This window comes from Celeribacter sp., from assembly GCF_048270365.1.
Taxonomy (GTDB): domain Bacteria; phylum Pseudomonadota; class Alphaproteobacteria; order Rhodobacterales; family Rhodobacteraceae; genus Celeribacter.
Map to the genome: position 1 here is coordinate 24289 of NZ_JBLWTA010000009.1, position 22428 is coordinate 46716.

Annotated in this window: 23 protein-coding genes; 12 read left to right on the plus strand and 11 right to left on the minus strand. The window is 59.4% G+C overall.

Going from position 1 to position 22428, the window contains the following annotated elements:
• Positions 1–9: 9 nt before the first annotated feature.
• On the plus strand, positions 10–1062 hold the full coding sequence (locus tag ACN0X0_RS13290; protein WP_417279544.1) for a transporter substrate-binding domain-containing protein: 1053 nt from the start codon (positions 10–12) through the stop codon (positions 1060–1062).
• A gap of 32 nt (positions 1063–1094) precedes the next feature.
• Here the strand turns inward: ACN0X0_RS13290 and ACN0X0_RS13295 are convergent, their stop codons facing one another.
• Positions 1095–1445, minus strand: a complete 351-nt coding sequence (locus tag ACN0X0_RS13295; RefSeq protein ID WP_417279545.1) for a hypothetical protein — start codon at positions 1443–1445, stop codon at positions 1095–1097.
• A 117-nt stretch (positions 1446–1562) separates the two neighbouring features.
• Between ACN0X0_RS13295 and ACN0X0_RS13300 the strand changes: the two genes are divergently transcribed.
• On the plus strand, positions 1563–2768 hold the full coding sequence (locus ACN0X0_RS13300) for a GTP-binding protein (protein ID WP_417279546.1): 1206 nt from the start codon (positions 1563–1565) through the stop codon (positions 2766–2768).
• Positions 2765–3034, plus strand: a complete 270-nt coding sequence (locus ACN0X0_RS13305; protein ID WP_417279547.1) for a DUF6525 family protein — start codon at positions 2765–2767, stop codon at positions 3032–3034. Before ACN0X0_RS13300 ends, ACN0X0_RS13305 begins: the two co-directional genes overlap by 4 nt.
• A gap of 19 nt (positions 3035–3053) precedes the next feature.
• Here the strand turns inward: ACN0X0_RS13305 and ACN0X0_RS13310 are convergent, their stop codons facing one another.
• The gene (locus ACN0X0_RS13310) at positions 3054–3296 is read right to left on the minus strand and encodes a GlsB/YeaQ/YmgE family stress response membrane protein (protein ID WP_417263364.1); all 243 of its coding nucleotides are present in this window, start codon (positions 3294–3296) and stop codon (positions 3054–3056) included.
• A gap of 202 nt (positions 3297–3498) precedes the next feature.
• On the minus strand, positions 3499–4326 hold the full coding sequence (dapD, locus tag ACN0X0_RS13315; RefSeq protein ID WP_417279548.1) for a 2,3,4,5-tetrahydropyridine-2,6-dicarboxylate N-succinyltransferase: 828 nt from the start codon (positions 4324–4326) through the stop codon (positions 3499–3501).
• 120 nt (positions 4327–4446) lie between these two features.
• On the opposite strand from dapD, the gene ACN0X0_RS13320 reads away from it, so the two are divergent.
• The gene (locus ACN0X0_RS13320) at positions 4447–5301 is read left to right on the plus strand and encodes a TIGR00730 family Rossman fold protein (RefSeq protein ID WP_417263366.1); all 855 of its coding nucleotides are present in this window, start codon (positions 4447–4449) and stop codon (positions 5299–5301) included.
• Here ACN0X0_RS13320 and ACN0X0_RS13325 read toward each other — a convergent pair.
• The 6 genes from ACN0X0_RS13325 to serB all read right to left on the minus strand — a co-directional run bounded on the left by ACN0X0_RS13325 (position 5298) and on the right by serB (position 9687).
• Positions 5298–5486, minus strand: coding sequence for a hypothetical protein (locus ACN0X0_RS13325; RefSeq protein ID WP_417279549.1), 189 nt, complete (start codon positions 5484–5486; stop codon positions 5298–5300). The two genes, ACN0X0_RS13320 and ACN0X0_RS13325, sit on opposite strands and share 4 nt — an antisense overlap.
• 12 nt (positions 5487–5498) lie before the next feature.
• Positions 5499–5942: a hypothetical protein gene (locus ACN0X0_RS13330; RefSeq protein WP_417279550.1), complete on the minus strand. Its 444-nt coding sequence runs from the start codon at positions 5940–5942 to the stop codon at positions 5499–5501.
• A 35-nt stretch (positions 5943–5977) separates the two neighbouring features.
• Positions 5978–7165: a 23S rRNA (adenine(2503)-C(2))-methyltransferase RlmN gene (gene rlmN, locus ACN0X0_RS13335; RefSeq protein WP_417279551.1), complete on the minus strand. Its 1188-nt coding sequence runs from the start codon at positions 7163–7165 to the stop codon at positions 5978–5980.
• Positions 7166–7278: 113 nt separating this feature from the next.
• Positions 7279–7818 carry an invasion associated locus B family protein gene (locus tag ACN0X0_RS13340; RefSeq protein WP_404814975.1) on the minus strand — a complete coding sequence of 180 codons (540 nt, stop codon included), beginning with the start codon at positions 7816–7818 and terminating at the stop codon, positions 7279–7281.
• A gap of 239 nt (positions 7819–8057) precedes the next feature.
• The gene (locus tag ACN0X0_RS13345) at positions 8058–8816 is read right to left on the minus strand and encodes a TSUP family transporter (RefSeq protein ID WP_417279552.1); all 759 of its coding nucleotides are present in this window, start codon (positions 8814–8816) and stop codon (positions 8058–8060) included.
• Positions 8809–9687, minus strand: coding sequence for a phosphoserine phosphatase SerB (gene serB / locus ACN0X0_RS13350; protein ID WP_417263371.1), 879 nt, complete (start codon positions 9685–9687; stop codon positions 8809–8811). Before serB ends, ACN0X0_RS13345 begins: the two co-directional genes overlap by 8 nt.
• A gap of 254 nt (positions 9688–9941) precedes the next feature.
• Between serB and ACN0X0_RS13355 the strand changes: the two genes are divergently transcribed.
• The 7 genes from ACN0X0_RS13355 to ACN0X0_RS13385 all read left to right on the plus strand — a co-directional run bounded on the left by ACN0X0_RS13355 (position 9942) and on the right by ACN0X0_RS13385 (position 19314).
• A complete protein-coding gene (locus ACN0X0_RS13355; RefSeq protein WP_417263372.1) occupies positions 9942–11084 on the plus strand; it encodes a phosphoserine transaminase in 1143 nt (380 codons plus the stop codon).
• Positions 11085–11189: 105 nt separating this feature from the next.
• Positions 11190–12782 carry a phosphoglycerate dehydrogenase gene (gene serA / locus ACN0X0_RS13360; protein ID WP_417279553.1) on the plus strand — a complete coding sequence of 531 codons (1593 nt, stop codon included), beginning with the start codon at positions 11190–11192 and terminating at the stop codon, positions 12780–12782.
• 185 nt (positions 12783–12967) lie between these two features.
• Positions 12968–14098, plus strand: a complete 1131-nt coding sequence (locus ACN0X0_RS13365) for an S-(hydroxymethyl)glutathione dehydrogenase/class III alcohol dehydrogenase (protein WP_417263374.1) — start codon at positions 12968–12970, stop codon at positions 14096–14098.
• A gap of 11 nt (positions 14099–14109) precedes the next feature.
• On the plus strand, positions 14110–14949 hold the full coding sequence (gene fghA, locus ACN0X0_RS13370; protein WP_417279554.1) for an S-formylglutathione hydrolase: 840 nt from the start codon (positions 14110–14112) through the stop codon (positions 14947–14949).
• Positions 14950–15005: 56 nt separating this feature from the next.
• Positions 15006–15752 carry a metallophosphoesterase gene (locus ACN0X0_RS13375; RefSeq protein ID WP_417279555.1) on the plus strand — a complete coding sequence of 249 codons (747 nt, stop codon included), beginning with the start codon at positions 15006–15008 and terminating at the stop codon, positions 15750–15752.
• 97 nt (positions 15753–15849) lie between these two features.
• Positions 15850–17025 carry an acetyl-CoA C-acyltransferase family protein gene (locus tag ACN0X0_RS13380; RefSeq protein ID WP_417279556.1) on the plus strand — a complete coding sequence of 392 codons (1176 nt, stop codon included), beginning with the start codon at positions 15850–15852 and terminating at the stop codon, positions 17023–17025.
• Positions 17026–17148: 123 nt separating this feature from the next.
• Entirely contained in the window at positions 17149–19314 is a 2166-nt protein-coding gene (locus ACN0X0_RS13385; RefSeq protein WP_417279557.1) for an ATP-binding protein, read from the plus strand.
• Between the two features lie 5 nt (positions 19315–19319).
• Here ACN0X0_RS13385 and recQ read toward each other — a convergent pair whose 3' ends face one another.
• Positions 19320–21359, minus strand: coding sequence for a DNA helicase RecQ (gene recQ, locus ACN0X0_RS13390; RefSeq protein ID WP_417279558.1), 2040 nt, complete (start codon positions 21357–21359; stop codon positions 19320–19322).
• Positions 21360–21426: 67 nt separating this feature from the next.
• Entirely contained in the window at positions 21427–21717 is a 291-nt protein-coding gene (locus ACN0X0_RS13395) for a YggT family protein (protein WP_417263380.1), read from the minus strand.
• Positions 21718–21846: 129 nt separating this feature from the next.
• Here ACN0X0_RS13395 and ACN0X0_RS13400 point away from each other — a divergent pair, with 129 nt between their 5' ends.
• Positions 21847–22380, plus strand: a complete 534-nt coding sequence (locus ACN0X0_RS13400) for an acyl-CoA thioesterase (protein ID WP_417263381.1) — start codon at positions 21847–21849, stop codon at positions 22378–22380.
• The last annotated feature ends 48 nt before the right edge of the window (positions 22381–22428 follow it).

Genomic DNA, 22428 nt, shown 5'->3' on the forward strand with positions numbered 1-22428 from the left:
GGGAATCCGATGAAACATGTTCTTCGCGTTTTTGCGACACTCTTTGTGCTGTTTGCCCCCCACATGACCGCGGCTCAGGACCACCGGGTCATGACCATCACGCGTGTGCCATTTTCGATGGAAGTCGATGGCGAGCAAACTGGCTTTTCCATGGAGCTGTGGGAGGCGCTGGCCGAGGACCTTGGCTGGAGCTATAGCATCTCGCGTGTCGACAGTTTTGTGGAGATGCTGGGGGAAATCGAGACCGGCGAGGCGGATGCCGCCATTGCGAATATCTCGATCACTTCGAACCGTGAATTGGTCATGGACTTCACCCAGCCGATCTTCGAGGCCGGGCTTCAGATCATGACGCGGGCCGATGGCGGCGAGGTCACGATTTGGTCCGCGATCCTCTCAACAGACATGCTTTTGTACATTGCTGGCGCCTTCGCCCTGTTGTTCGGCGGTGGCATGTTGATGTGGTATTTCGAAAAGCACCACCAAGAGTATTTCAACATGCCCGCGCGCAAGGCGATGTTCCCGGCCTTTTGGTGGGCCCTGAACCTCGTTGTGAATGGCGGCTTCGAAGAACGTCAGCCCCGCTCCCCGATGGGCCGCGTTTTTGGCGTCTTTCTGGTGATTTCGTCTCTGTTTATTGTGTCTGTCTTCGTTGCCCGGATCACAGCCGTGCTGACAGTCGAGGCGATCCAGTCGAACGTCTCCGGCATTGGCGATCTCTATGGCAAATCCATTGGCACCGTTGCCAATTCGACGGCGGCCGAATTCCTTATGCGTCGCGATCTCAATTTTGTGGATTACGCGAATCCCGGGGAGCTGATCGAGGCGTTTGAGAATGACGATATTGATGCTGTCGTCTTCGATGCGCCCATCCTGGCCTATTATGTGAACCACGAGGGCCGGGGTGTGGGGCGCATGGTGGGGCCGATTTTCTTGCCGGAAAACTACGGCATCGCTTTGCCGACCAGCTCTCCCTATGCCGATCAGATCAACCACAGCCTGTTGAAGCTTCGCGAAAACGGGACCTATGACACGATTTATCGCAAATGGTTCGGGGCCAAATAGGCTCTAATCCAGCGCGATAGGCGCCAAATGCCTTAGTGACGCGTGCCGGTGTCATCCTCGAAAAACGGCGTCATCTGTGCGACGATCACCGAGTTCTCATCGAGAGCGCGCTGCATCAGCTCTTTTTCCTCATCGGAAATCTCGTGGCCCTCTTCGAGGCGCTCTTCGAGCGTGCCGTAGCCCGTGACATCCAGCGGCGCGACGTCGGCCTGCTTCAGGATCGCGACGGTTTCCCGGACGGCTTCGGCCTCGTCCACGCCTGAGGCGTAGATCATCAACGCTCCGCCCGTGGCGCCTTTGGGCAGGCCATCGCCCTCCTTGCGGCCGATCTCGACCAGGAGCGTGTAGATTTTTTGGCGGGAGGGTTTGGATGCTTTCGACATGCCTCTCCTTTGCGGAGGGCGCGGGCAAAAGTCAAGCGGGGGCTTTTCATATGGGATTGACGTTATGTTATTACATATCTAAAACTCACCCCCGTCTCTCCACGAAGGAACTTACCTATGTCCGAACGCTTGCCCGTCACTGTCCTTTCCGGCTTTCTCGGCTCCGGGAAAACCACTTTGCTCAATCGCCTCCTGAACAACCGCGCCGGTCTGCGTGTGGCGGTGATCGTCAACGATATGTCCGAGGTGAACATCGACGCCGATCTCGTGCGCCAAGGCGGTGCTGATCTGTCCCGGACCGAAGAAACGCTTGTCGAAATGAGCAATGGCTGCATCTGCTGCACCCTGCGCGATGATCTTTTGACCGAGGTGCGCCGGCTCGCAGAGGCAAATAAATACGATTACCTGCTGATCGAATCGACCGGCATCGCGGAGCCGCTGCCTGTGGCCGCGACCTTTGAATTCCGGGACGAACATGGCGAAAGCCTCGACGACATCGCGCGCCTCGACACGATGGTGACGGTGGTCGACACGGTCAACATGCTGAACGACTATTCCAGCCACGATTTTCTCGAAGATCGCGGCGAGGTGGCGGGCGAGGGCGATCAGCGCCGTATCGTCGATCTGCTGGTCGATCAGATCGAATTTGCCGATGTGATCATTCTGAACAAGATCACGGACGCCGGTCCTGACAAGGTTCTCGCCGCGCGCAAAATCGTCGCCGCATTGAACCCCGACGCCAAGGTGATCGAAGCGGACTTCTCAGAGGTCGCCACAGAGGAGGTCCTCGGCACCGGACTGTTTGACTTCGACCACGCCCATGAGCACCCGCTTTGGGCTAAGGAGCTCTACGGTTTCGCCAATCACGTCCCGGAAACCGATGAATACGATGTGACGTCCTTCGTCTATCGTGCGCGCCGTCCCTTTGATCCGACCGCGATTGAGATCGTTCTGAACGGCGATTTGCCCGGCGTCATCCGTGCCAAAGGCCATTTCTGGATGGCCACCCGCCCCGACTGGGCGGCCGAGTTTTCCATGGCTGGCGCGCTCAGCACCATCAAACCTTTGGGCAATTGGTGGGCCGCCGTGCCGGAGAAATATTGGCCCAATCACCCCGAAGGCCGGGCGCAAATTGCCGAGGTTTGGGTCGATGGATTTGGCGACCGCCGCCAAGAGATCGTCTTTATCGGATCGGGTATGGATGAGGCTCTGATCCGGGCGAAACTCGATTCGGCTTTGATCGGCCCCGAGGATCAAATCGACCCCAATCTGGCCCAAACCCTCAAAGACCCCTTCCCGAAATGGGGCCGGGCCGCGGCATGAGCAATCTCAACACCTCCCTGCGCAAACGCAGACGGGCGAGTGATCCGATGCGAGAGTTTGACCATCTGCCGCGCACGTTGCGGATTTGGCTGGCGGAGGCCGCTTTGCCGTGGTCGCCGCGTTCCGTGCGCAGGCTCTGGTCAAAGGCGTTGCAGCAAAGCGGCGGGTGCGAGGCCCGTGCCTTGGCGCATCTCTCGGAGATTGAGGCCAAGCGCCTGACACATGACGCGCCCCGGGTGTGGGGCGCGCGTTTTCCTCAGGTTTAAAATCAGTCCCGGCGCGGCTTTACCGCAGGCGCCGGGCCAGCCAGATCAAAAGGCTCGCGCCGAAAATACCGACGATGAGCTGCGGCACCCAGCTGTTGGCGGCGTAGATGCCGACAAGCGACAAGATCAGGTTCAGCACAAAGGCGCCCAAGATCCCCAACAGAATATTGGCCAGAAGACCCGTGTCGGCCTTCATGAAATTGCTGGCAATCCAGCCAGCAAGCCCGCCAACGATGATTGATGCGATAAGTCCAAGTCCCATGGTTCCCTCCTTTTAAAGCGTTTCTCAAAAAAACTTGAGGCACTCAATTTTTGAGAAACGCAGCAATATCAATTCAGTGTGGCAACGTTTTTCGCTCAATCTGATTCAGATTAAACGAAAAACGCTTTAGGTACATCACTAAACGAAAACGGGCGCCGAAAGGTTCCCCTCACGACGCCCGCAAAATTCAAATCTCTGAAACTCAGTCGCGCAGCAGCTCGTTGATGCCGGTTTTGGACCGGGTTTTCGCGTCCACGCGCTTCACGATCACCGCGCAGTAGAGGTTCACGCCGTTCTTCGACGGCATGGTGCCCGCGACGACGACGGAGTAGGGCGGCACTTCGCCGTACATCACTTCGCCGGTTTCGCGGTCGACGATCTTGGTGGATTGGCCGATGAAAACACCCATGCCCAGCACGGAGCCTTCGCGGACGATCACGCCCTCGACGACCTCGGAGCGCGCGCCGATGAAGCAATTGTCTTCGATGATGGTCGGACCGGCCTGCATCGGTTCAAGCACGCCGCCGATGCCCACTCCGCCGGAGAGGTGCACGTTCTTGCCGATCTGCGCGCAGGAGCCAACGGTGGCCCAGGTGTCGACCATGGTGCCGGTGTCGACGTGTGCGCCGAGGTTCACGAAGGACGGCATCAACACGACGCCCGGCGCGATATAGGCAGATTTGCGGACCACGGCGTTCGGCACGGCGCGGAACCCGGCCTCTTTGAACTCGGCGGTGCCCCAACCTTTGAACTTGCTGTCGACCTTGTCCCACCAGCCGGAGCCTTGCGGGCCGCCGTCATGCAGTTCCATATCCTTGATACGGAAGCCCAAAAGCACGGCTTTCTTGGCCCATTGGTTCACATGCCAGCTGCCGTCGTCCTGTTTCTCGGCAACGCGCAGCTCACCTTTGTCGAGCGCATTGAGCGTGGACTCGATGGCTTCGCGGGTTTCGCCGCCGGTTGCAGGGGTGATCGTATCGCGCGCGTCCCACGCGGCTTCGATGGCGGCTTCGAGCTGTGCATTCGACATGTTGGTCTCCGAGGTCATCGTGGAATATATGGTCCCGCAGGCTATAATGGCTCAAACCCGCCCGCGCAACGCGCGAGAGAGCACAGGCGGCGAGACAAAACGACATAAGGCAGGATTACGATGACTGAGACGAAACACACCGACCGCCGCCACCCGTTGCGCGACAGCCGGGTCGACCGCGATACGGCGCAACATATCCCAGACACGCCGCAAACGCGCTCGCCGTCATATAAGCTTGCCTTCAACGACAATGATTTCATGTTTCGGGACGAATTGCGGCCGGTGCGCTTGCAGTTGGAGCTGTTGAAACCGGAGATCCTGATGGAGGAATTCGGCGTCGAAAGCACCATTGTGCTCTTTGGTGGCGCCCGCATTCCGGCGCCCGACAAAAAGGACACGGCGAAGACCAAGACCTTGGCCGAGCTGTCGAAATACTACGATGAGGCGCGCGAATTTTCTCGGATCATGACGGCGCGCAACAATGGCCATAAGGACAATATCATCGTCACGGGCGGTGGGCCCGGTGTGATGGAGGCGGGAAACCGCGGCGCGCGCGATGCGGGCGGAATTTCCATCGGCCTCAACATCGTCTTGCCGCATGAGCAGGCGCCGAATGAATATGTCACGCCGGAGCTGTGCTTTAACTTCCACTATTTCGCCATCCGCAAGATGCATTTCCTGATGCGGGCGAAGGCCATCGTGGTGTTCCCCGGCGGTTTCGGGACGCTCGATGAGATGTTCGAAAGCCTGACGCTGATCCAGACGGGCCGGATGAACCGCGTGCCGTTTTTGTTGTTCGGCAAGGCGTTCTGGCAAAACATCATCAATTGGGAGGCGCTGGCCGAAGCGGGCACAATCTCTCCCAAAGATCTTGAGCTGTTCAAATTTGTGGAAACCGCCGAAGAGGCCGTGCGCGCGATTGATGAGTGGCCGAACCAAGGTCCGCGCGAGGAAATCGACGGGCGCGAGGCCTAAGCTTCCTGCGCTTTGGAGGCCTTAAATGGCGTCTCCGCGCCGTGCTTCGATGACATCATCTGCTGCATGTAGCGATCCAGTGCCATCTCCTGCATGATGGCGCCAATGGTTCGGCCTTCGGTCCGGGCCAGAAGATGCATCATTTCGACAGTGGTTTTCGGCAAGAGCAGGGTGAGCTTTTCCATGGGGGCCTCAGTTCAAAAGGGAAGGGGCTTTTGCGCCAGATGACGCGTGACGAGATGATGATGCGCATGGCCGGGAAAGGGTGTGCCGAAGCGTTTCATCAAGGCGGAATAGGGCTGACCAAGATCGGAGGCCTTGCAAAGCCGGTCTCCTTCAACGGTCTGAAGGATCAAACCGCCGCCGCGCTCCGCCAATTCATAGCCTTTGGCACGCAGGGCCCCTTGCAGGTCGGTCCAGCCCGTCGCATAGGCGAAGTCATGGGCGAGATAGGCCTGCAACGCATGGGGTTTGCGAGGGCCTTTATAGCCGAACGCGCCCTCTAACGGGCGCACGGCCTCATCCAACCTGTCGCGCAGCCTGTCGCGAATGAACGTCCCGATCGGCAGACCCGCACGGTCCGCCGCCCGCTCGATGCGGGTGCCAAGGTCGTCTTCGAATCTGATCGTTATCCAGTCCATGCCCGAATGTTCACTCGGGCATGGTTAAGATGAGGTTACGGCGCCTGAATGCCCGCCTCTGCCTCGATCTGACGGCGCGATTTGCGGGCGCGTTCTGTCGCGGATTTGAGCTGGCCACAGGCGGCCATGATGTCTTCGCCCCGCGGGGTGCGGATCGGCGACGCGTAACCTGCCTGCATCAGGATCGTCGCAAAGGCACGAATGCGGTTGTTCGACGAGCGTTTGTAGGGCGCTCCGGGCCATTCGTTGAAGGGAATGAGGTTCACTTTGGCCGGAATGCCGTCCAGAAGTTTCACCAGACGATGCGCGTCTTCATCGCTGTCGTTCACATCTTTGAGCATCACATATTCGAACGTGATGCGTTCGGAGTTCGTCGCCTTGGGATATTCGCGCAGAGCCTCCAAGAGCTTCTCGATGTTCCACTTCTTGTTGATCGGCACCAAGACGTCGCGGGTCTCATCCGTGGTCGCGTGGAAGGACACGGCCAGCAAACAGCCGATCTCCTGCGCGGTGCGGTGAATTTCCGGCACAACGCCCGAGGTCGACAGCGTAATGCGCCGACGGCCGAGCTGAATCCCTTCGGCATCCATCACGATCTTCATCGCGTCGCGGACGTTCTCGAAATTGTAGAGCGGCTCGCCCATGCCCATCAGAACGATGTTGGACAACAGGCGGGTCTCGTCTTTGGGCGCGCCGCGCTCCGGCCATTCGTTCAGATCGTCGCGCGCCATCATCACCTGGCCGACAATCTCGCCCGCCGTCAGGTTGCGCACCAGTTTCTGCGTGCCGGTGTGACAGAAGGAACAGGTCAGCGTACAGCCCACCTGCGACGACACACAGAGCGTGCCGCGACCTTCTTCGGGGATGTAAACGACCTCGACCTCATGCCCGCCATCAATGCGGACGAGGTATTTGCGGGTGCCATCCTCAGAGACCTGTTTCGACACAACCTCCGGAACGCGCACTTCAAATTTTTCCGCCAACATGGCGCGATAGTCTTTCGCCAGATTGGTCATCTCCGCGAAATCGCGCACGCCCCATTGGTAGATCCATTGCCAGATCTGGCCTGCGCGCATCTTGGCCTGTTTCTCCGGCGTGCCGTTTTCGATCAAAACCTGCCGAAGCGCATCACGGGTCAGCCCGACAAGATTGATCTTGTCAGAGGGCGTTTCCTTGCGCGGAAAGGTCATTACATCCTGCGTGATCGGTGCGCTGGGGGCCATGGTAGGTCTCTTGAGTGTGGTGATTAAGGGGGGGCTCTACAGGATTCCCGCCCGGAAAGCCATAAGAAAAGGCCCCGCAACCGCAGGGCCTGACCTCACATCTTTGGCAATATTTACTTGCCGCAGCGGTTCGCTGCCTCTTCGACAGAAGCGGTAAAGCCCAAAAGCGAGAAGGTATCTTTGGTGATCGTACCGCGCGACGAGTTGCCGGTCAGCGTCGCCGTGGCACCGCGTTTCATCGCTGCGATGATTTTGGCGTCATCCTCGGGGGTGACGGCCCAGGCGGTCTCGTCATCCGAATTGGTGAACAGCGTGAACTCCGTGCCGCCGATTTCCATCGTCACGTTGGAGCCCGGCTCGAATGGATAGCCGCCCAAGAACGACACCTGACCGTTGACGCCATTGCCCGGACCGTAGGTCACGAACAGCAAAATTTCGGACCGCGTCACCGATTTAGGGCGACCCGAGCTGTCGGTGTTCAGCGTCTCTTTCGGCACCGAAACCGCCCAGCAGGTCTTGTTCGGCTGGCTTTCCTCATAGACATACCAATCGGTGTTCGACCCGACCTGATTGGTGCTTTCCTGCGCGAATGCCGGACCTGCCAGACCCAACAGGGTCGCTGCAAACAGGGTCTGTTTCACGAAAAATCTCATTGAACTCTCGCTGCCTCTCAACTTTCGGTCGATTGCGACCATTTCAGGCCTGTCTTGACCACATCTTCCGCTGTCTATAGCCGCGGTTTCGAGAAGGGGTCAGGCCAAATTCCATCATCTGCGGGCACAGTAACGCAATTCCGCCGATTTGGGAAAGACCCTTGGCAGAAATTCGCTGAAACGTGAAAAGACGTCAAAACAGCTCGAAACGCGTGGGTTTCCTTTGTTGCTAAAAATACTCAAAACCACTCGGAAATCAGTTTGAGCGCCAGGGTCGTCGAAGCCACCACCAGCACCGGTTTGATCAGCTTGGCACCGACTTTCGTGGCCAGTGTAGACCCCACATAGGCGCCTGCGATCTGCGCCGCGCCCATGGCAAGGCCGAGCATCCACAAAGGCTTGGCGACCAAGACAAACCCCAAGAGCCCGCCGATATTCGAGGCGAAATTCAACAGTTTCGTGTGCGCCGTGGCCTTGAGGATGCCGTAGCCCGCAAGGCTCACGAAGCCCAGCATGAAAAATGCGCCTGTGCCCGGCCCCAATAGCCCATCGTAAAATCCGATGAACGGCACAAAGGTGGTGGCAAAGAGCAAGGGCGTAATGCGTTGGGTCCGGTCCATGTCGTTGAGGCCGGGTTTGAAGGCAAAGAACAGCGCGATGGCAATGAGTAGGACAGGCAGTCCGAGACGGATCACATCGGTCGGCAGAGAGCTTGCCAAAAGCGCGCCGAGCATGGCGCCGGCAAAGGACAGCGCCGCCGGGCCGATCTGTTTGCGCAGATCGACGTGACCGGCACGGGCGTAGTTGATCGCGGCCATGCCCGCACCAAAGAGGCCCTGCACCTTGTTGGTCGCCAGTGCTTGCACCGGAGGAATGCCCGCGAGCATGAGGGCAGGGACGGTGATCAGGCCGCCGCCACCGGCGATGCTGTCGACGAAACCGGCGATGAAGCCTGCCGCCATGAGAATCAGCAGTAGATCAAGCGAGACCTCAAACATCTGCAAAATCGGATCGCGCGTAGCCCTGAACGAAGAGGAGCGCGGACAGATCGCCGTGGTTGATGCGGATGTCGCATTCGGCGGCGACAGAGGGTTTCGCATGAAGCGCCACACCCGCCCCCGCGAGTTTCAACATGCCGAGATCATTCGCCCCGTCACCGACCGCCATCACATCGTCATGCGACAGGCCAAGACGCGCGGTGATCTCTTCGAGCGCGGCGACCTTGGCCTCGCGCCCGAGGATCGGCAGACCCGGTTTGCCGACCAGCTCACCATTCTCGACCAGCAAAGTGTTGGCACGGTTCTCATCGAACCCAAGCGCCTCTGCGACATAGCCGGTGAAAGCTGTAAAGCCGCCCGAGACCAGCGCGCAATAGGCACCGTCGCGCTTCATGGTGGCAAGCAGCTCCTTGCCGCCGGGCATGAAGGTGATGCGTTCGTCGATCACCTTTTGGATGACGCTTTCCGGCAGGCCTTTCAAAAGCCCGACGCGTTCGGTCAGCGCGCCTTCGAAATCCAACTCGCCGTTCATCGCCTTCGCGGTGATTTCTTTGACGCGCTCCCCGACGCCTGCGACATCCGCCAGCTCGTCGATGCATTCCTGCTGGATCATGGTCGAATCCATATCGGCCAAGAGCATCTTTTTGCGGCGCGCTTCGGTTGGTACGACGATCAGATCGATGCCCTGCGTTTGCAGGCCTTCCCAGACATCCCAGTGATTCGACGGAACGGTCTCGACGCTGAACTCCGCGGCCTCGCCCAGAGACAGCCATTTGAGATCGCCCCCACCCCAGGCCGAACGAAGCGCGTCCGCAGTGGTCAGATTGAGGGCCGGTGCGGCGGGGTTGGTGAGAAGGATACAGGTGAACATGGGGGGCCTCCGTTTGTCGCCTGTCTACGCAATGAAATGCCGGGTTTCCAGCGTTATGAGATCAGGTTTTGATGGTTTTCCGAGGCAGTGCCGAAGTTTCCAATCGGAAACGATCCAGCGCATATGCGACGTATGTCGGATAAAAATGCGACAGATTTTTACGAATCCATATTGCTGAGCGCTCAGAAAGCCACTAATTCGATCCGCGGGACACCTCTCCCCAACGAGAGGCATTTATCTGGAAGGATAGCATTATGGCTACCAAGCACCCGCAGGCGCGCCCTGCGAATCCGCGTTTTTCGTCCGGCCCTTGCGCCAAAATCCCCACATTCTCTCTTGATCTGCTGGCTGACGCGCCCTTGGGCCGTTCGCACCGTGCCAAAATTGGCAAGGAAAAGCTGAACGCCGCGATCGAGACGACCCGCGACATCCTTGGCATCCCCGCCGATTACAAAATCGGTATCGTGCCCGCCTCCGACACCGGCGCCGTTGAAATGGCCATGTGGTCCCTTCTGGGCGCCCGCAAAGCCACGATGGTGGCTTGGGAATCTTTCGGCGCTGGCTGGGTCACCGATGTTGTCAAACAGCTCAAAATCGACGCCGAGGTGAAAACCGCTGACTACGGTCAGATCGTCGATTTCGCTGACATCGACTTCAACACCGACGTGGTCTTTACCTGGAACGGCACCACCTCCGGCGTGCGCGTGGCCAATGGCGATGCGATCCCGGCCGACCGTGAAGGTCTGACCATCTGTGACGCGACCTCTGCGGCCTTCGCGATGGACCTGCCCTGGGACAAGCTCGATGTCACCACCTTCTCCTGGCAGAAGGTGATGGGCGGCGAAGCGGCGCACGGCATCATCGTTCTCGGTCCGCGCGCTGTCGAGCGTCTGGAAAGCTACACGCCCGCATGGCCGCTGCCGAAAATTTTCCGCATGACCAAAGGTGGCAAGCTGATCGAAGGCATCTTCAAAGGTGAAACGATCAACACGCCCTCGATGCTTGCGGTTGAGGATTACCTCGTGGCTCTTGAGTGGGCGCAAAAAATCGGCGGTCTGCCGGCTTTGATCGAACGCTCGACCGCCAATGCGAAAGTGCTTTGGGATTTCTGTGATCGTCACGACTGGATCGCCAATCTCGCCGAAGATGAGGCCACGCGGTCGAACACCTCCGTGTGTCTGAAGTTCACCGATGACCGCATCAAGGACGGCGCCGCTTTTGCGAAAGCCGTGGCCAAGAAACTCGAAGAGCACAACGTTGCTTATGATGTTGGGGCGTACCGCGATGCGCCTGCCGGTCTGCGGGTCTGGTGTGGTGCGACGATCGAGGCGTCCGATGTCGAGGCGCTCACGCTCTGGCTCAAATGGGCCTTCGAAGAGTGCATTGCTGAGCAATAATTCCGCGCAAACGGACTGCGCAATAGGCGCTTACGGACTTCAACGGGCGGCGGCCTGCCGCCCGGTTTTCCCACAGAATTCTCAAATGACAGGAGCCTGAAAATCATGGCACCCAAAGTTCTCGTCTCCGACAAACTCTCGGAAACCGCCGTCCAAATCTTTCGCGACCGTGGCATCGATGTCGATTTCCTGCCCGATCTCGGCAAGGACAAAGACAAACTCGCCGAGGTGATCGGCAAATATGACGGTCTCGCAATCCGCTCCGCGACCAAAGTTACAGCAGCCCTGTTGGAGCATGCCGAAAACCTGAAAGTCGTGGGTCGCGCTGGTATCGGCACCGACAACGTCGACAAGGAAGCCGCGTCGAAAAAAGGCGTGATCGTGATGAACACGCCGTTCGGCAACATGATCACCACCGCCGAACACGCCATCGCGATGATGTTTGCGGTTGCCCGTCAAATCCCCGAAGCCTCCGCCTCGACCCACGCGGGCAAATGGGAGAAATCCAAATTCATGGGGGTCGAACTGACCGCCAAGACCCTCGGCGTGATCGGCGCGGGCAACATCGGTGGCATCGTCTGCAACCGTGCGCTGGGCCTGAAGATGAAAGTGGTCGCCTACGATCCCTTCCTCTCCGAGGAGCGTGCAACTGAGATCGGTGTGGAGAAAGTCGAGCTTGACGAGCTTCTGCGCCGCGCTGACTTCATCACCCTGCACGTGCCGCTGACCGACTCGACGCGCAACATCCTCTCGAAAGAAAACCTCGAGAAGACCAAGAAAGGCGTGCGGATCATCAACTGTGCCCGTGGTGGTCTTGTCGATGAAGCCGCACTCGCTGAGCTGTTGAAATCCGGTCACGTCGCGGGCGCTGCCTTTGACGTTTTCGCCGAAGAGCCCGCGAAAGAGAACTCGCTCTTCAATCTGCCGAACGTGGTCTGCACCCCGCACCTCGGCGCCTCCACCACGGAAGCTCAGGAAAACGTTGCGCTGCAAGTTGCGGAACAGATGTCCAACTACCTCTTGGACGGTGCTGTTGAAAATGCGCTGAACATGCCGTCGATGACCGCCGAAGAAGCCAAGGTCATGGGCCCGTGGGTTCAGCTTGCCGAAAACCTCGGTGCCTTCATCGGTCAGGTCACCGAAGAGGCGATCGAAGACATCAAGATCACCTTTGACGGCGTGGCGTCCCACATGAACCTCAAGGCGCTCGAATGTGCGGTGCTCGCAGGGATCATGCAGGCCGTGAACCCGGACGTGAACATGGTCTCCGCGCCGCTGATCGCGAAAGACCGTGGCATCCAGATCTCGAAAACCACGCAGGATGCGTCCGGTGTGTTCGACGGGTACATCAAGCTCGACATTCAAACTGTCGAGAAATACCGCACCATCGCGGGCACGGTGTTCTCCGACGGCAAGCCGCGCTTCATCCAGATCAAAGGCATCACCATCGACGCCGAAGTGGGCGAGCACATGCTCTACACCACGAACCGGGACGTTCCGGGCATCATCGGGAAACTCGGGACCCTGCTGGCCGAGCATGAGGAAAACATCGCGAACTTCACCTTGGGCCGGGCGTCCGCAGGTGGCGACGCCATCGCCATGACGCTTCTGGATACGCCGCTGAAGGCCGAAACCGTCAAGGCGCTCAAGGACTCCGGGCTGTTCCAGCGGGTCAATCCGCTGCACTTCAAGGCCTGATATTCGGGTGACTAAGCGCCCTTGGGCGCACGTCTGATCGCACAGGCGTCTTTGACAAAATTATCAGAAGGGCCGCTGGACAAATCAGCGGCCCTTCGTCTTTTTATGCCCTACCGCAGCGTCATGACGCTATTGTACCCAGACAAAGACACGGGGCCGAGGCCCCTTTAGGGAGAAAAGACCCCATGAGAACGAAAGCCGCTGTGGCCCTTGAGGCCGGGAAACCCCTTGAAATCATGGAAGTAAACCTCGAAGGCCCGAAAAAGGGCGAGGTTCTGATCGAGGTGAAGGCCACCGGTCTGTGCCACACCGACGAGTTCACCCGTTCGGGTGCGGACCCGGAGGGCATCTTCCCCTGTATCCTCGGCCACGAGGGGGCAGGTGTCGTTTTGGAGGTTGGCGAAGGCGTCACCACGCTGAAACCGGGTGACCACGTGATCCCGCTTTACACGCCGGAATGCCGCGAATGTCCGTCTTGCCTCTCCGGCAAAACGAACCTTTGTACCGCGATCCGCAACACCCAGGGTCAGGGCCTCATGCCCGATGGCACCACGCGCTTCTCCATGCTCGATGGCACGCCGATCTACCACTACATGGGCTGCTCGACCTTTGCGAACCACACCGTCATGCCGGAGATTGCTCTGGCAAAAGTGCGTGACGACGCGCCGTTTGACAAAATCTGCTACATCGGCTGTGGCGTGACCACCGGCATCGGCGCTGTGATCAACACCGCGGGTGTCGAGATCGGCTCGACTGCTGCCGTGTTCGGTCTGGGCGGCATTGGCCTCAACGTGATCCAGGGTCTGCGCATGGCAGGTGCCGACATGATCATCGGTGTCGATCTGAACGACGACAAAGAGGAAATGGCCCGCAAGTTCGGCATGACCCATTTCATCAACCCGTCGAAGATCGAAGGCACTGTGGTCGAAGAGATCGTGAACCTCACCAAACGTGGCGCGGATCAGATCGGCGGCGTGGATTATTCCTTCGACGCGACCGGCAACGTCAAAGTCATGCGTGACGCTCTGGAATGTTCGCATCGTGGTTGGGGCGTCTCCGTCGTGATCGGCGTGGCCGCAGCGGGCGCCGAGATTTCCACCCGCCCGTTCCAACTGGTGACCGGCCGCGTTTGGAAAGGCACCGCGTTCGGCGGCGCCAAAGGCCGCACCGATGTGCCGAAATTCGTCGATTGGTACATGGACGGCAAGATCGAGATCGACCCGATGATCACCCACAAACTCAAGCTCGAAGAGATCAACCACGGGTTCGATCTCATGCATGAGGGCAAATCCATCCGCGCTGTCGTGGAATTCTGAGGGGAACTGTGATGCAGGTCAAATCCACCAACCGAAGCCATGGCGGCACTCAGGGTGTCTATACACACAGCTCGACGGCCACTGGAACCGAGATGGAATTTTCCGTCTTCGTGCCGGATCACGCCGAGGGCGAGGTGCTTCCCGTGGTGTTCTATCTCTCGGGTCTGACGTGCACACAGGCCAACGTCACTGAAAAAGGCGAGTTCCGCGCGGCCTGCGCGGAGCTCGGTCTCATCCTCGTCGCGCCTGACACCTCGCCCCGTGGCGAAGGCGTGCCGGACGACGCCGAAGGGGCCTATGATTTCGGTCTGGGCGCCGGGTTCTACGTGAACGCCACCGAAGAGCCCTTCGCGAAAAACTACCGCATGCGGGAGTATATCGAAACGGAATTGCCGGCGCTGATCGGCGCGGAATTCCCGGCGGATATGGCGCGTGTCTCCATCATGGGGCATTCGATGGGCGGCCATGGTGCGCTGACCATCGCGCTCAGAAATCCTGAAAAATACAAATCCGTCTCGGCCTTTTCGCCGATCGTCAGCCCGCTGAATTGCCCCTGGGGTGAGAAAGCTCTGACCGGCTATATCGGTGCCGACAAATCGAGCTGGCGCGAGTACGACGCCTGCGCTTTGATCGAGGATGGCGCGCGTGTGCCAGAGATCCTTGTCGATCAGGGCACGGCGGATAATTTCCTCGAAGGTCAGCTGAAGCCGGAGCTTTTGACACAGGTTTGTGAAAAAAACGGACAGCCCCTAACACTTCGGATGCAAGAGGGCTATGACCATAGCTATTACTTCATCTCCACCTTCATGCGCGACCACCTTGAGTGGCATGCGATCCGCATGAAGTCCTGACCCGTTGCGGGGCGGTTTGGTCAAAATCGCCCGCGACACACCTACAGGAGGCACCCTTGCGCATTTACGCCATCGGCGACATTCACGGCCAACTCGACATGCTCAAAGCCGCCCACGCGCGGATCGAGGCAGATAAGGCAAGGGTCGGCGATACCGACGCGCGCGTCATCCATTTGGGCGACTACGTGGATCGCGGGCCGGACAGCGCAGAGGTCATTCAATATCTGATGGACGGCATCGCGGCGGGCAAACCGTGGCGGGCCATTCGCGGCAATCACGACCGGATGTTCACCCGTTTCGTGCGCCATGGCATCGCCCATGACAACCAGCACATCAAATCCGGCAAAAGCTGGCTTCACCCGGCTTTGGGCGGTCCGACGACCTTGGCCTCTTACGGTGTCGAGGCGGTAGATGGCGAGTTCGAGATCGCGCATATGCGGGCGAAAAAGGCGGTGCCGGAGGCGCACCTCGATTTCGTGGAAAACCTGCCGCTGACCTATGCTTGGGGCGATTATCTGTTCGTCCACGCGGGCATCCGTCCCCGTGTCGCGGTCGAGCACCAGAGCGAAGAGGACCTGATCTGGATTCGCGAAGGCTGGCTCGATTATCACGGCCCGCTGCCGTTTACGGTCGTGCACGGTCATACGGCTTTGGATGAGGCGACACATTTCGGCAACCGGATCGACATCGACACGGGTGCGGGCTATGGGCGGCCTCTTTCTGTGTTGGTGATCGAAAACAGCCACGAAGAGATCGTCACCGAAACCGGGCGCGCGCATCTGACCCACGCCAATCCTCAGTAACAATCCGCAGTAACAATCCGCGGTAAGACGCAGCGTTCCACCTTTCTCTGATCCAAAGCTCGGGTACACTCGGGCCAAAGATCACAGGGAGGAACACATGTCCGACATCGTCATTCTGGGCGGCGCCCGCACCGCTATCGGCACCTTTGGTGGTGCTCTGTCCGGGGTGCGTCCCGCCGATCTTGGCGCGCTTGTCACCAAAGCCGCGCTGGAACGCGCGGGCGTCGAGGGCGCCCAAATCGGCCATGCCCTCTTTGGCCACATCATCAACACCGAACCCAAGGACATGTATGTCTCCCGCCTCGCCGCCATGGGCGCGGGTATCCCTGAGACGACGTCCGCGATGAATGTCAATCGGCTCTGCGGCTCGGGCGCCCAGGCCGTGGTCTCCGCCACGCAGTCCCTGATGTTGGGCGACGCCGATTTCGCCGTGGCGGGCGGGACCGAGGTCATGAGCCGTTCGCCCTATATCCTTCCCGCCGCGCGCTGGGGGCAAAAGATGGGTGATGTGGGTGCGCAAGACATGATGTTGGGGGCGCTGACCTGTCCCTTCGGCACTGGCCATATGGGCGTGACGGCGGAAAACGTCGCTCGTGAACATGGCGTGTCACGCGAGGATCAGGACGCCTTTGCCTTGGAAAGCCAGACGCGTGCAGCGAGGGCCATTGAGGCCGGGCTATTCCGCGATCAGATCGTGCCGGTTGAGGTCAAAGTGAAACGCGATCTCGTGGCCTTTGACACGGACGAACATCCGAAACCCACCACATTGGAAGGCCTCGGCAAACTCCGCCCGGCCTTTGAAAAAGACGGCACGGTGACGGCGGGCAATGCCTCCGGTCTCAACGATGGTGCCGCGGCTTTGGTGCTTGCACGGCGTGAGGCGGCGGAGGCCGCTGGTCTGAAACCCAAATTCCGCATCGTCGGGTATGCCCATTCCGGGGTGCGCCCGGAAGTCATGGGCATCGGCCCGATCCCTGCGGTCGAAAGCCTATGCGCCCGCACCGGTCTGACGGTTGGCGATTTCGATGTGATCGAGAGCAACGAAGCCTTTGCGGCGCAGGCCATCGCGGTCAACCGCGCGCTTGGGCTGGACGTGGCGAAAGTGAACCCGAATGGCGGCGCCATCGCGCTTGGCCACCCTGTCGGTGCGACCGGCGTCATTCTGGTGGTGAAGACCATGTATGAACTGGAGCGCATGGGCGGGCGATATGGCCTTGTCACCATGTGCATCGGCGGCGGGCAGGGCATTGCCTTGGCTATTGAGCGGCTCTGAGCGGTCTTTCGGACAATTTTCCGCCAATTTGCATGGGTTGATTAAGATTCTTTTCACCCTGTTCAGGGCATTCTGGCCAAAATCTCGGGTCAGAAGGCCCGGGCCGGATAGGAAGAGGTCCCAATGTCACTGTCGGATACGCTGTCTCAGGAACGTCGCGCCCGCCTCGCTGCGGAACGGTTGTTGGAACTCAAGCAGGCGGAACTGTTCGAGGCCAATCGCAAACTGTCGAAACACGCGCGCACTCTGTCGGATGAGATCATCGTCAAGCGTGAAGAGACCGAAGTGCTGCGCGATGAGAATATCCGCACCAAGGAGGATTTGGAAAAGGCCAATGTCGCGGTGCATATCGCCGAACGGCGGCTTTGGGATTCGATTGAGACCATTCAAGACGGGTTCGCCGTGTTCGATCCTTCCGACATCATGATCGCCGCCAATCCCGCCTATCTGCGCATTTTCGATGGGCTCGATGACGTCAGGCCGGGCATTTCTTATCCCGAAATCGTGCGTTTGGCCGTCGAGGAAGGTGTGATCGACACCGGTGAATTGACGCGCGAAGCCTTCATCGAACAGGCTGTGACGCGGTGGCATGCGCCGGTGCGCGAACCGCAGACGGTGCGGCTTTGGAACAATCAATTCGTGAAGCTGGTGGACCGGCGCTCGTCGGATGGCGATATGGTGTCTCTCGGCCTCAACATCACCTCGACGATCCGCTACGAGGAGCGCCTGAAAAAAGCCCGGACCAAGGCCGAGGCCGCCAACCGTGCCAAATCCGCCTTCCTCGCCAATATGAGCCACGAAATTCGCACGCCGATGAACGGTATGGTGGGCATGGCGGACCTTTTGGCCGAGACCGATCTGAACGACGAACAGACGCTTTATGTCGAGACGATCAAATCCTCGGGCGAGGCGCTTTTGAGTCTGATCAACGACGTGTTGGACTACTCCAAGATCGAGGCGTCGAAACTGTCTCTGCACCCGGAAGTCTTTGATCTCGAACGCTGTATTCAAGACGTGATGGTGCTGTTGCAGCCTTCCGCCGCACAAAAAGGCGTCGATCTGATCATCGATTACGACATGTTCATGCCGACCAATTTCATCGGCGATCCGGGCCGCATGCGGCAGGTTTTGACCAATCTTGTCGGCAATGCGGTCAAGTTCACCCATTCCGGCCATGTCATCGTGCGGGTCGTAGGGCTTCCCGAAGATGGGGGCAAACGTCACCGCGTGCACGTGTCTGTCGAGGACAGCGGCATCGGCATTGCGGCCGATATGATCGAGCACATTTTCGGCGAGTTCAATCAGGTCGAGGGGGCGCATAATCGTAAGTTCGAAGGCACCGGCCTCGGCCTCGCCATCACGCGTCAACTCGTTCAACTCATGGGCGGTGAGATTTGGGTGGATAGCGAAGAGGGCGTCGGCTCCTGTTTCGGCTTTCACATCACGATGGATGTGGTCGAAGAGACGAAACATCTTACCCTGCCGTCCTGGATGCATAAGGCGGCTTTGGTCGATCACATCAATGCCAATTCGCTCATTCTCGAAAAACAATTGACGGCGCTCGGATTCGAAGTCTCTCCCTTTGCCTCTGCCGAGGCACTTTTGGCCTCGCCGCTTGATGCGCAGGTCTATCTGATCGACAATAAGCTGCCCAACACGGATATCGCCAAGGTCATCGCGACCCTTCGCGTGCGCGGCGTCACGGCGCCGGTGCTCTTGATGACCTCCGGCCCGACCTCCGCCGACCGGCTGGAGATCGAGGACGCGACGAGCCTGCAAAAACCCCTGCTGCGTGCCGATCTTTGGCGCACCTTGTCGGCCCTGATCCCGGTCGAGCTGGACGAACTCCACGAGATCGAGGGCCGTCGGATGCGTATTCTGGCCGCCGAGGACAATAAGACGAACCAGTTGGTTTTTGGCAAAATGCTCAAATCCCTCGACATCGAATTGCGTTTTGCCCACAACGGGCGCGAGGCGGTGGAACTCTATCAGGGCTTTCAACCTGATCTGATCTTCATGGATATTTCCATGCCCGAAGTCGACGGCAAAGAAGCCACCCGTCAAATCCGGGCGCTTGAGATCGACACGGGCACGCATCTTCCGATTGTCGCGCTGACGGCCCATGCCATGGCGGGCGATGAACAGGAAATTCTGGCGGCTGGCCTTGATCACTACATGACGAAACCGCTGCGCAAGGCAGCGATCATTGATCGTATCCTTCAGGAACTTCCCCAAGGTTGCCGCCCGATCCTCCCCGAAGAACCGGCACAGGTTCTGGCGGGCGAGTGAGGGGCTCAGGCAGCGTGGATGGCCTCGATCATCGCCGGGCCAAACCGTTCGGCGGATCTGTCGCCGACGATGCGGGCGAAGCTGGTCATATCCGAAGGGCGCAGTTTCACGATCTTGGTGATCTGTGACGCAGTCAGGCTCATGGGTTTGAGCGTGCCGCAATCCCCGCGCGTCAGATCGTTGTGAATGCCTTGCAGGCGGTCAAACAAATCGCCGCCGCCGGAGCTGGCCAACTTGCGCCGGGCGGGGTGCATCTCTGGCACCGGCGCGCCCAGAATGACGGAGAGAAACAGATCGCCGAAGCGTTCGAGTTTCTTCGCGCCGACCCCGCCGATCCGCCCCATCTCATCGAGCGTTTGCGGCCGTTTTTCGGCCATCTCGATCAGGGTCCGGTCGGCAAAAACCACATAGGCGGGCACGCGCGCCTCTTCGGCCAAGGCACGGCGTTTTGCCTTGAGCGCGGACAGGAGCGGCGCGTCTTCCTCAGAGACCAGCGCCTTGGCGACCGGCCCTTTGCGCGCCTTCGCCAAAGTATCCTTGCGCAGTGTCATCTCCGCCTCCCCCCTTAGGATCGGCATCGCCGGTTCGGTCATGAACAGCGCGCCGTGACGCTCGGGGTCGGGGCGTAGCAAATCCGCGCCCATCATCTGACGAAAAATCGCGTTCCACTGGCGTTTGTCATAGTCCTTGCCGATGCCAAACACGGACAGTTGGTCATGGTTCCACTGCCGTACTTTGTCGGTCATCTTGCCGGTCAAAACGTCGATAAGATGCCCCGCGCCAAACCCCTGATCACAGCGCAGCACTGTAGAGAGCGCCTTTCGCACCGCCGTGGTGCCGTCGAACAGCTCGGGCGGGCTATCGCAGAGATCGCAATTGCCACAGGGCGCGGCCTCCTCGCCGAAGAACTTCAAAAGCGTCTGACGCCGACAGACCTGGGCCTCGGCCAGTCCCAAAAGCGCATTCAAACGCGCATGATCCGCGGCGCGGCGTTCAGGCGGCGCGAGGCTTTCGTCGATCTGCGTACGGCGAAATCGGATGTCGTCGGGGCCGAAGAGTGTCAGCGTCTCGGCAGGGGCACCGTCACGGCCCGCACGCCCGATTTCCTGATAGTAGCCCTCGACGCTTTTGGGAAGATCGGCATGGGCGACCCAGCGGATGTCCGGTTTGTCGATCCCCATGCCAAAGGCGATGGTGGCGACGACGATCAACTCGTCCTCCTGTTGAAACCGCCGTTCGACCTCGCGCCTGCGGTCCGGCTCCATGCCACCATGATAGGCCAGCGCCAGATGACCCGCGTCGGAGAGCGCCTTAGCGAGGCTTTCGGTCTTGGCGCGCGTGCCGCAATAGACGATGCCGGACTGCCCTTTGCGCGCCGCCGCGAAATCAAGGATCTGACGACGCGGGCTGTCTTTGACAGCAAAGGCAAGGTGGATGTTCGGGCGGTCAAAGCCGCGCAGAAAGCTTTCGGGCGGGGTGCCGTCGAAGAGGCGCGTGACGATCTCGGCTTGGGTTTCTTCATCGGCGGTGGCGGTGAAGGCCGCGAGCGGCACGTTCAGCGCGCGTTTCAGATCGCCGATGCGCAAATAGTCGGGCCGGAAATCATGGCCCCATTGCGAGACACAATGCGCCTCGTCGACGGCAATCAAAGACACATTTGCGCGCCGCAGCATCGGCAAGGTGCCACCCGAGGCGAGGCGTTCGGGCGCCATGTAAAGAAGTTTCAACGCACCATTGGAGAGCGCCGCAAAGACCGCGTCGTTTTCCTCTTCGGTGTTGCCGGACGTCAGCGCGCCTGCGGCGACACCGGCGGCTTGCAGCCCCTGAACCTGATCGCGCATCAACGCAATCAGCGGTGAGATCACCACGGTCAACCCGTCGCGCACCAAAGCAGGCAGTTGAAAACACAATGATTTGCCGCCACCCGTCGGCATGATGGCGAGCACATCGCGGCCCGCGACAACAGCCTCCACGATCTCCGCCTGACCAGGGCGGAAGTCGTCAAATCCGAAAACGGAGGATAAAAGCGCCTTTGTTGTGCTCATTCTGTCTGCTCATTGTGATTGGCGACAGATTCGCACGCGGGGGCGTGAGGCTCAAGGGCGTTTCGCTTTAGAAGTGGATGTAGCCCGCAATGAGAATGCGGATGATCATCAGTCCGACAAAGGCAACAAGGGGTGCCAAATCCAAGCCGCTCATTGGGGGCAAGATGTTCCGGATCGGACGGTAAACCGGTTCCAGGAGACGCGTGAGGCCAGTCCAGATTTGGTACACCAGAGGCTGGCGCGTGTTCAGGACCTGGAAATTAATCAGCCAGCTCATGATGATATGAGCAATCATCACATAGTAAACCACACCTGTGATCAAAAGCAGGATTGCTTGAATTGGAAAAGGAGCGTTCATGGTTCACTTTCTCTGTTTCTCGGGTCGTAGTCTCACCTAAGGTCTCAATCCCCGTCACGCAAGCCCGAGACGGTTTGTGCCGCAACGTCCGGTCTTGACCTTTGCGCCCGCAGCAACACACTGACGCGCATGTATCCCTTCGTCCGCATGTTCTACCAAGCGTGGAAAGTCCGCAACGCACCGAAACTCGGCCTCTTCGAGCCGCATCACTCCCGGCATATCTGTATGCCGTGGGACATTGACCTATGGCTTGAGCTTAATAACGGCAGAACCTTAACAATCTTTGATCTTGGCCGTGTGCCGATGTCGATCCGCAATGGCACGGCAAAGGCCGCGAAAGAGGGCGGGTATGGCATGGCGGTGGCGGGGGCCTCCGTGCGCTATCGGCGGCGAGTGACGACGTTTCAGACCGTCGATATGGTCACGACGCCCATCGGGTTCGACGACAAGTTTCTCTACATCGAGCAATCCATGTGGGACCAGAAAGGCGAGTGCTGCAATCACATCCTGTTGCGCGGTGCGGTGATCAAGAAACGCAAGATGGTGCCGCCGAAAGAGCTTTTGGAGCGGCTAGAGCCGGGGATCGAAAGCCCTGAGCTACCTGCATGGGTGCAAAACTGGATTGCGGCGGATGACACACGTCCGTGGCCGCCGACACGGTAACTCTGCAATAAGCGTTGCGCCCGCCACGCTTTCTCTGTTCTATCGCCG

Coding starts and splice junctions, on each gene's coding strand:
- ACN0X0_RS13290 (WP_417279544.1), top strand. CDS start 10: ATGAAACATGTTCTTCGCGTTTTTGCGACACTCTTTGTGCTGTTTGCC.
- ACN0X0_RS13295 (WP_417279545.1), bottom strand. CDS start 1,445: ATGTCGAAAGCATCCAAACCCTCCCGCCAAAAAATCTACACGCTCCTG.
- ACN0X0_RS13300 (WP_417279546.1), top strand. CDS start 1,563: ATGTCCGAACGCTTGCCCGTCACTGTCCTTTCCGGCTTTCTCGGCTCC.
- ACN0X0_RS13305 (WP_417279547.1), top strand. CDS start 2,765: ATGAGCAATCTCAACACCTCCCTGCGCAAACGCAGACGGGCGAGTGAT.
- ACN0X0_RS13310 (WP_417263364.1), bottom strand. CDS start 3,296: ATGGGACTTGGACTTATCGCATCAATCATCGTTGGCGGGCTTGCTGGC.
- dapD (WP_417279548.1), bottom strand. CDS start 4,326: ATGTCGAATGCACAGCTCGAAGCCGCCATCGAAGCCGCGTGGGACGCG.
- ACN0X0_RS13320 (WP_417263366.1), top strand. CDS start 4,447: ATGACTGAGACGAAACACACCGACCGCCGCCACCCGTTGCGCGACAGC.
- ACN0X0_RS13325 (WP_417279549.1), bottom strand. CDS start 5,486: ATGGAAAAGCTCACCCTGCTCTTGCCGAAAACCACTGTCGAAATGATG.
- ACN0X0_RS13330 (WP_417279550.1), bottom strand. CDS start 5,942: ATGGACTGGATAACGATCAGATTCGAAGACGACCTTGGCACCCGCATC.
- rlmN (WP_417279551.1), bottom strand. CDS start 7,165: ATGGCCCCCAGCGCACCGATCACGCAGGATGTAATGACCTTTCCGCGC.
- ACN0X0_RS13340 (WP_404814975.1), bottom strand. CDS start 7,818: ATGAGATTTTTCGTGAAACAGACCCTGTTTGCAGCGACCCTGTTGGGT.
- ACN0X0_RS13345 (WP_417279552.1), bottom strand. CDS start 8,816: ATGTTTGAGGTCTCGCTTGATCTACTGCTGATTCTCATGGCGGCAGGC.
- serB (WP_417263371.1), bottom strand. CDS start 9,687: ATGTTCACCTGTATCCTTCTCACCAACCCCGCCGCACCGGCCCTCAAT.
- ACN0X0_RS13355 (WP_417263372.1), top strand. CDS start 9,942: ATGGCTACCAAGCACCCGCAGGCGCGCCCTGCGAATCCGCGTTTTTCG.
- serA (WP_417279553.1), top strand. CDS start 11,190: ATGGCACCCAAAGTTCTCGTCTCCGACAAACTCTCGGAAACCGCCGTC.
- ACN0X0_RS13365 (WP_417263374.1), top strand. CDS start 12,968: ATGAGAACGAAAGCCGCTGTGGCCCTTGAGGCCGGGAAACCCCTTGAA.
- fghA (WP_417279554.1), top strand. CDS start 14,110: ATGCAGGTCAAATCCACCAACCGAAGCCATGGCGGCACTCAGGGTGTC.
- ACN0X0_RS13380 (WP_417279556.1), top strand. CDS start 15,850: ATGTCCGACATCGTCATTCTGGGCGGCGCCCGCACCGCTATCGGCACC.
- ACN0X0_RS13385 (WP_417279557.1), top strand. CDS start 17,149: ATGTCACTGTCGGATACGCTGTCTCAGGAACGTCGCGCCCGCCTCGCT.
- recQ (WP_417279558.1), bottom strand. CDS start 21,359: ATGAGCACAACAAAGGCGCTTTTATCCTCCGTTTTCGGATTTGACGAC.
- ACN0X0_RS13395 (WP_417263380.1), bottom strand. CDS start 21,717: ATGAACGCTCCTTTTCCAATTCAAGCAATCCTGCTTTTGATCACAGGT.
- ACN0X0_RS13400 (WP_417263381.1), top strand. CDS start 21,847: ATGTATCCCTTCGTCCGCATGTTCTACCAAGCGTGGAAAGTCCGCAAC.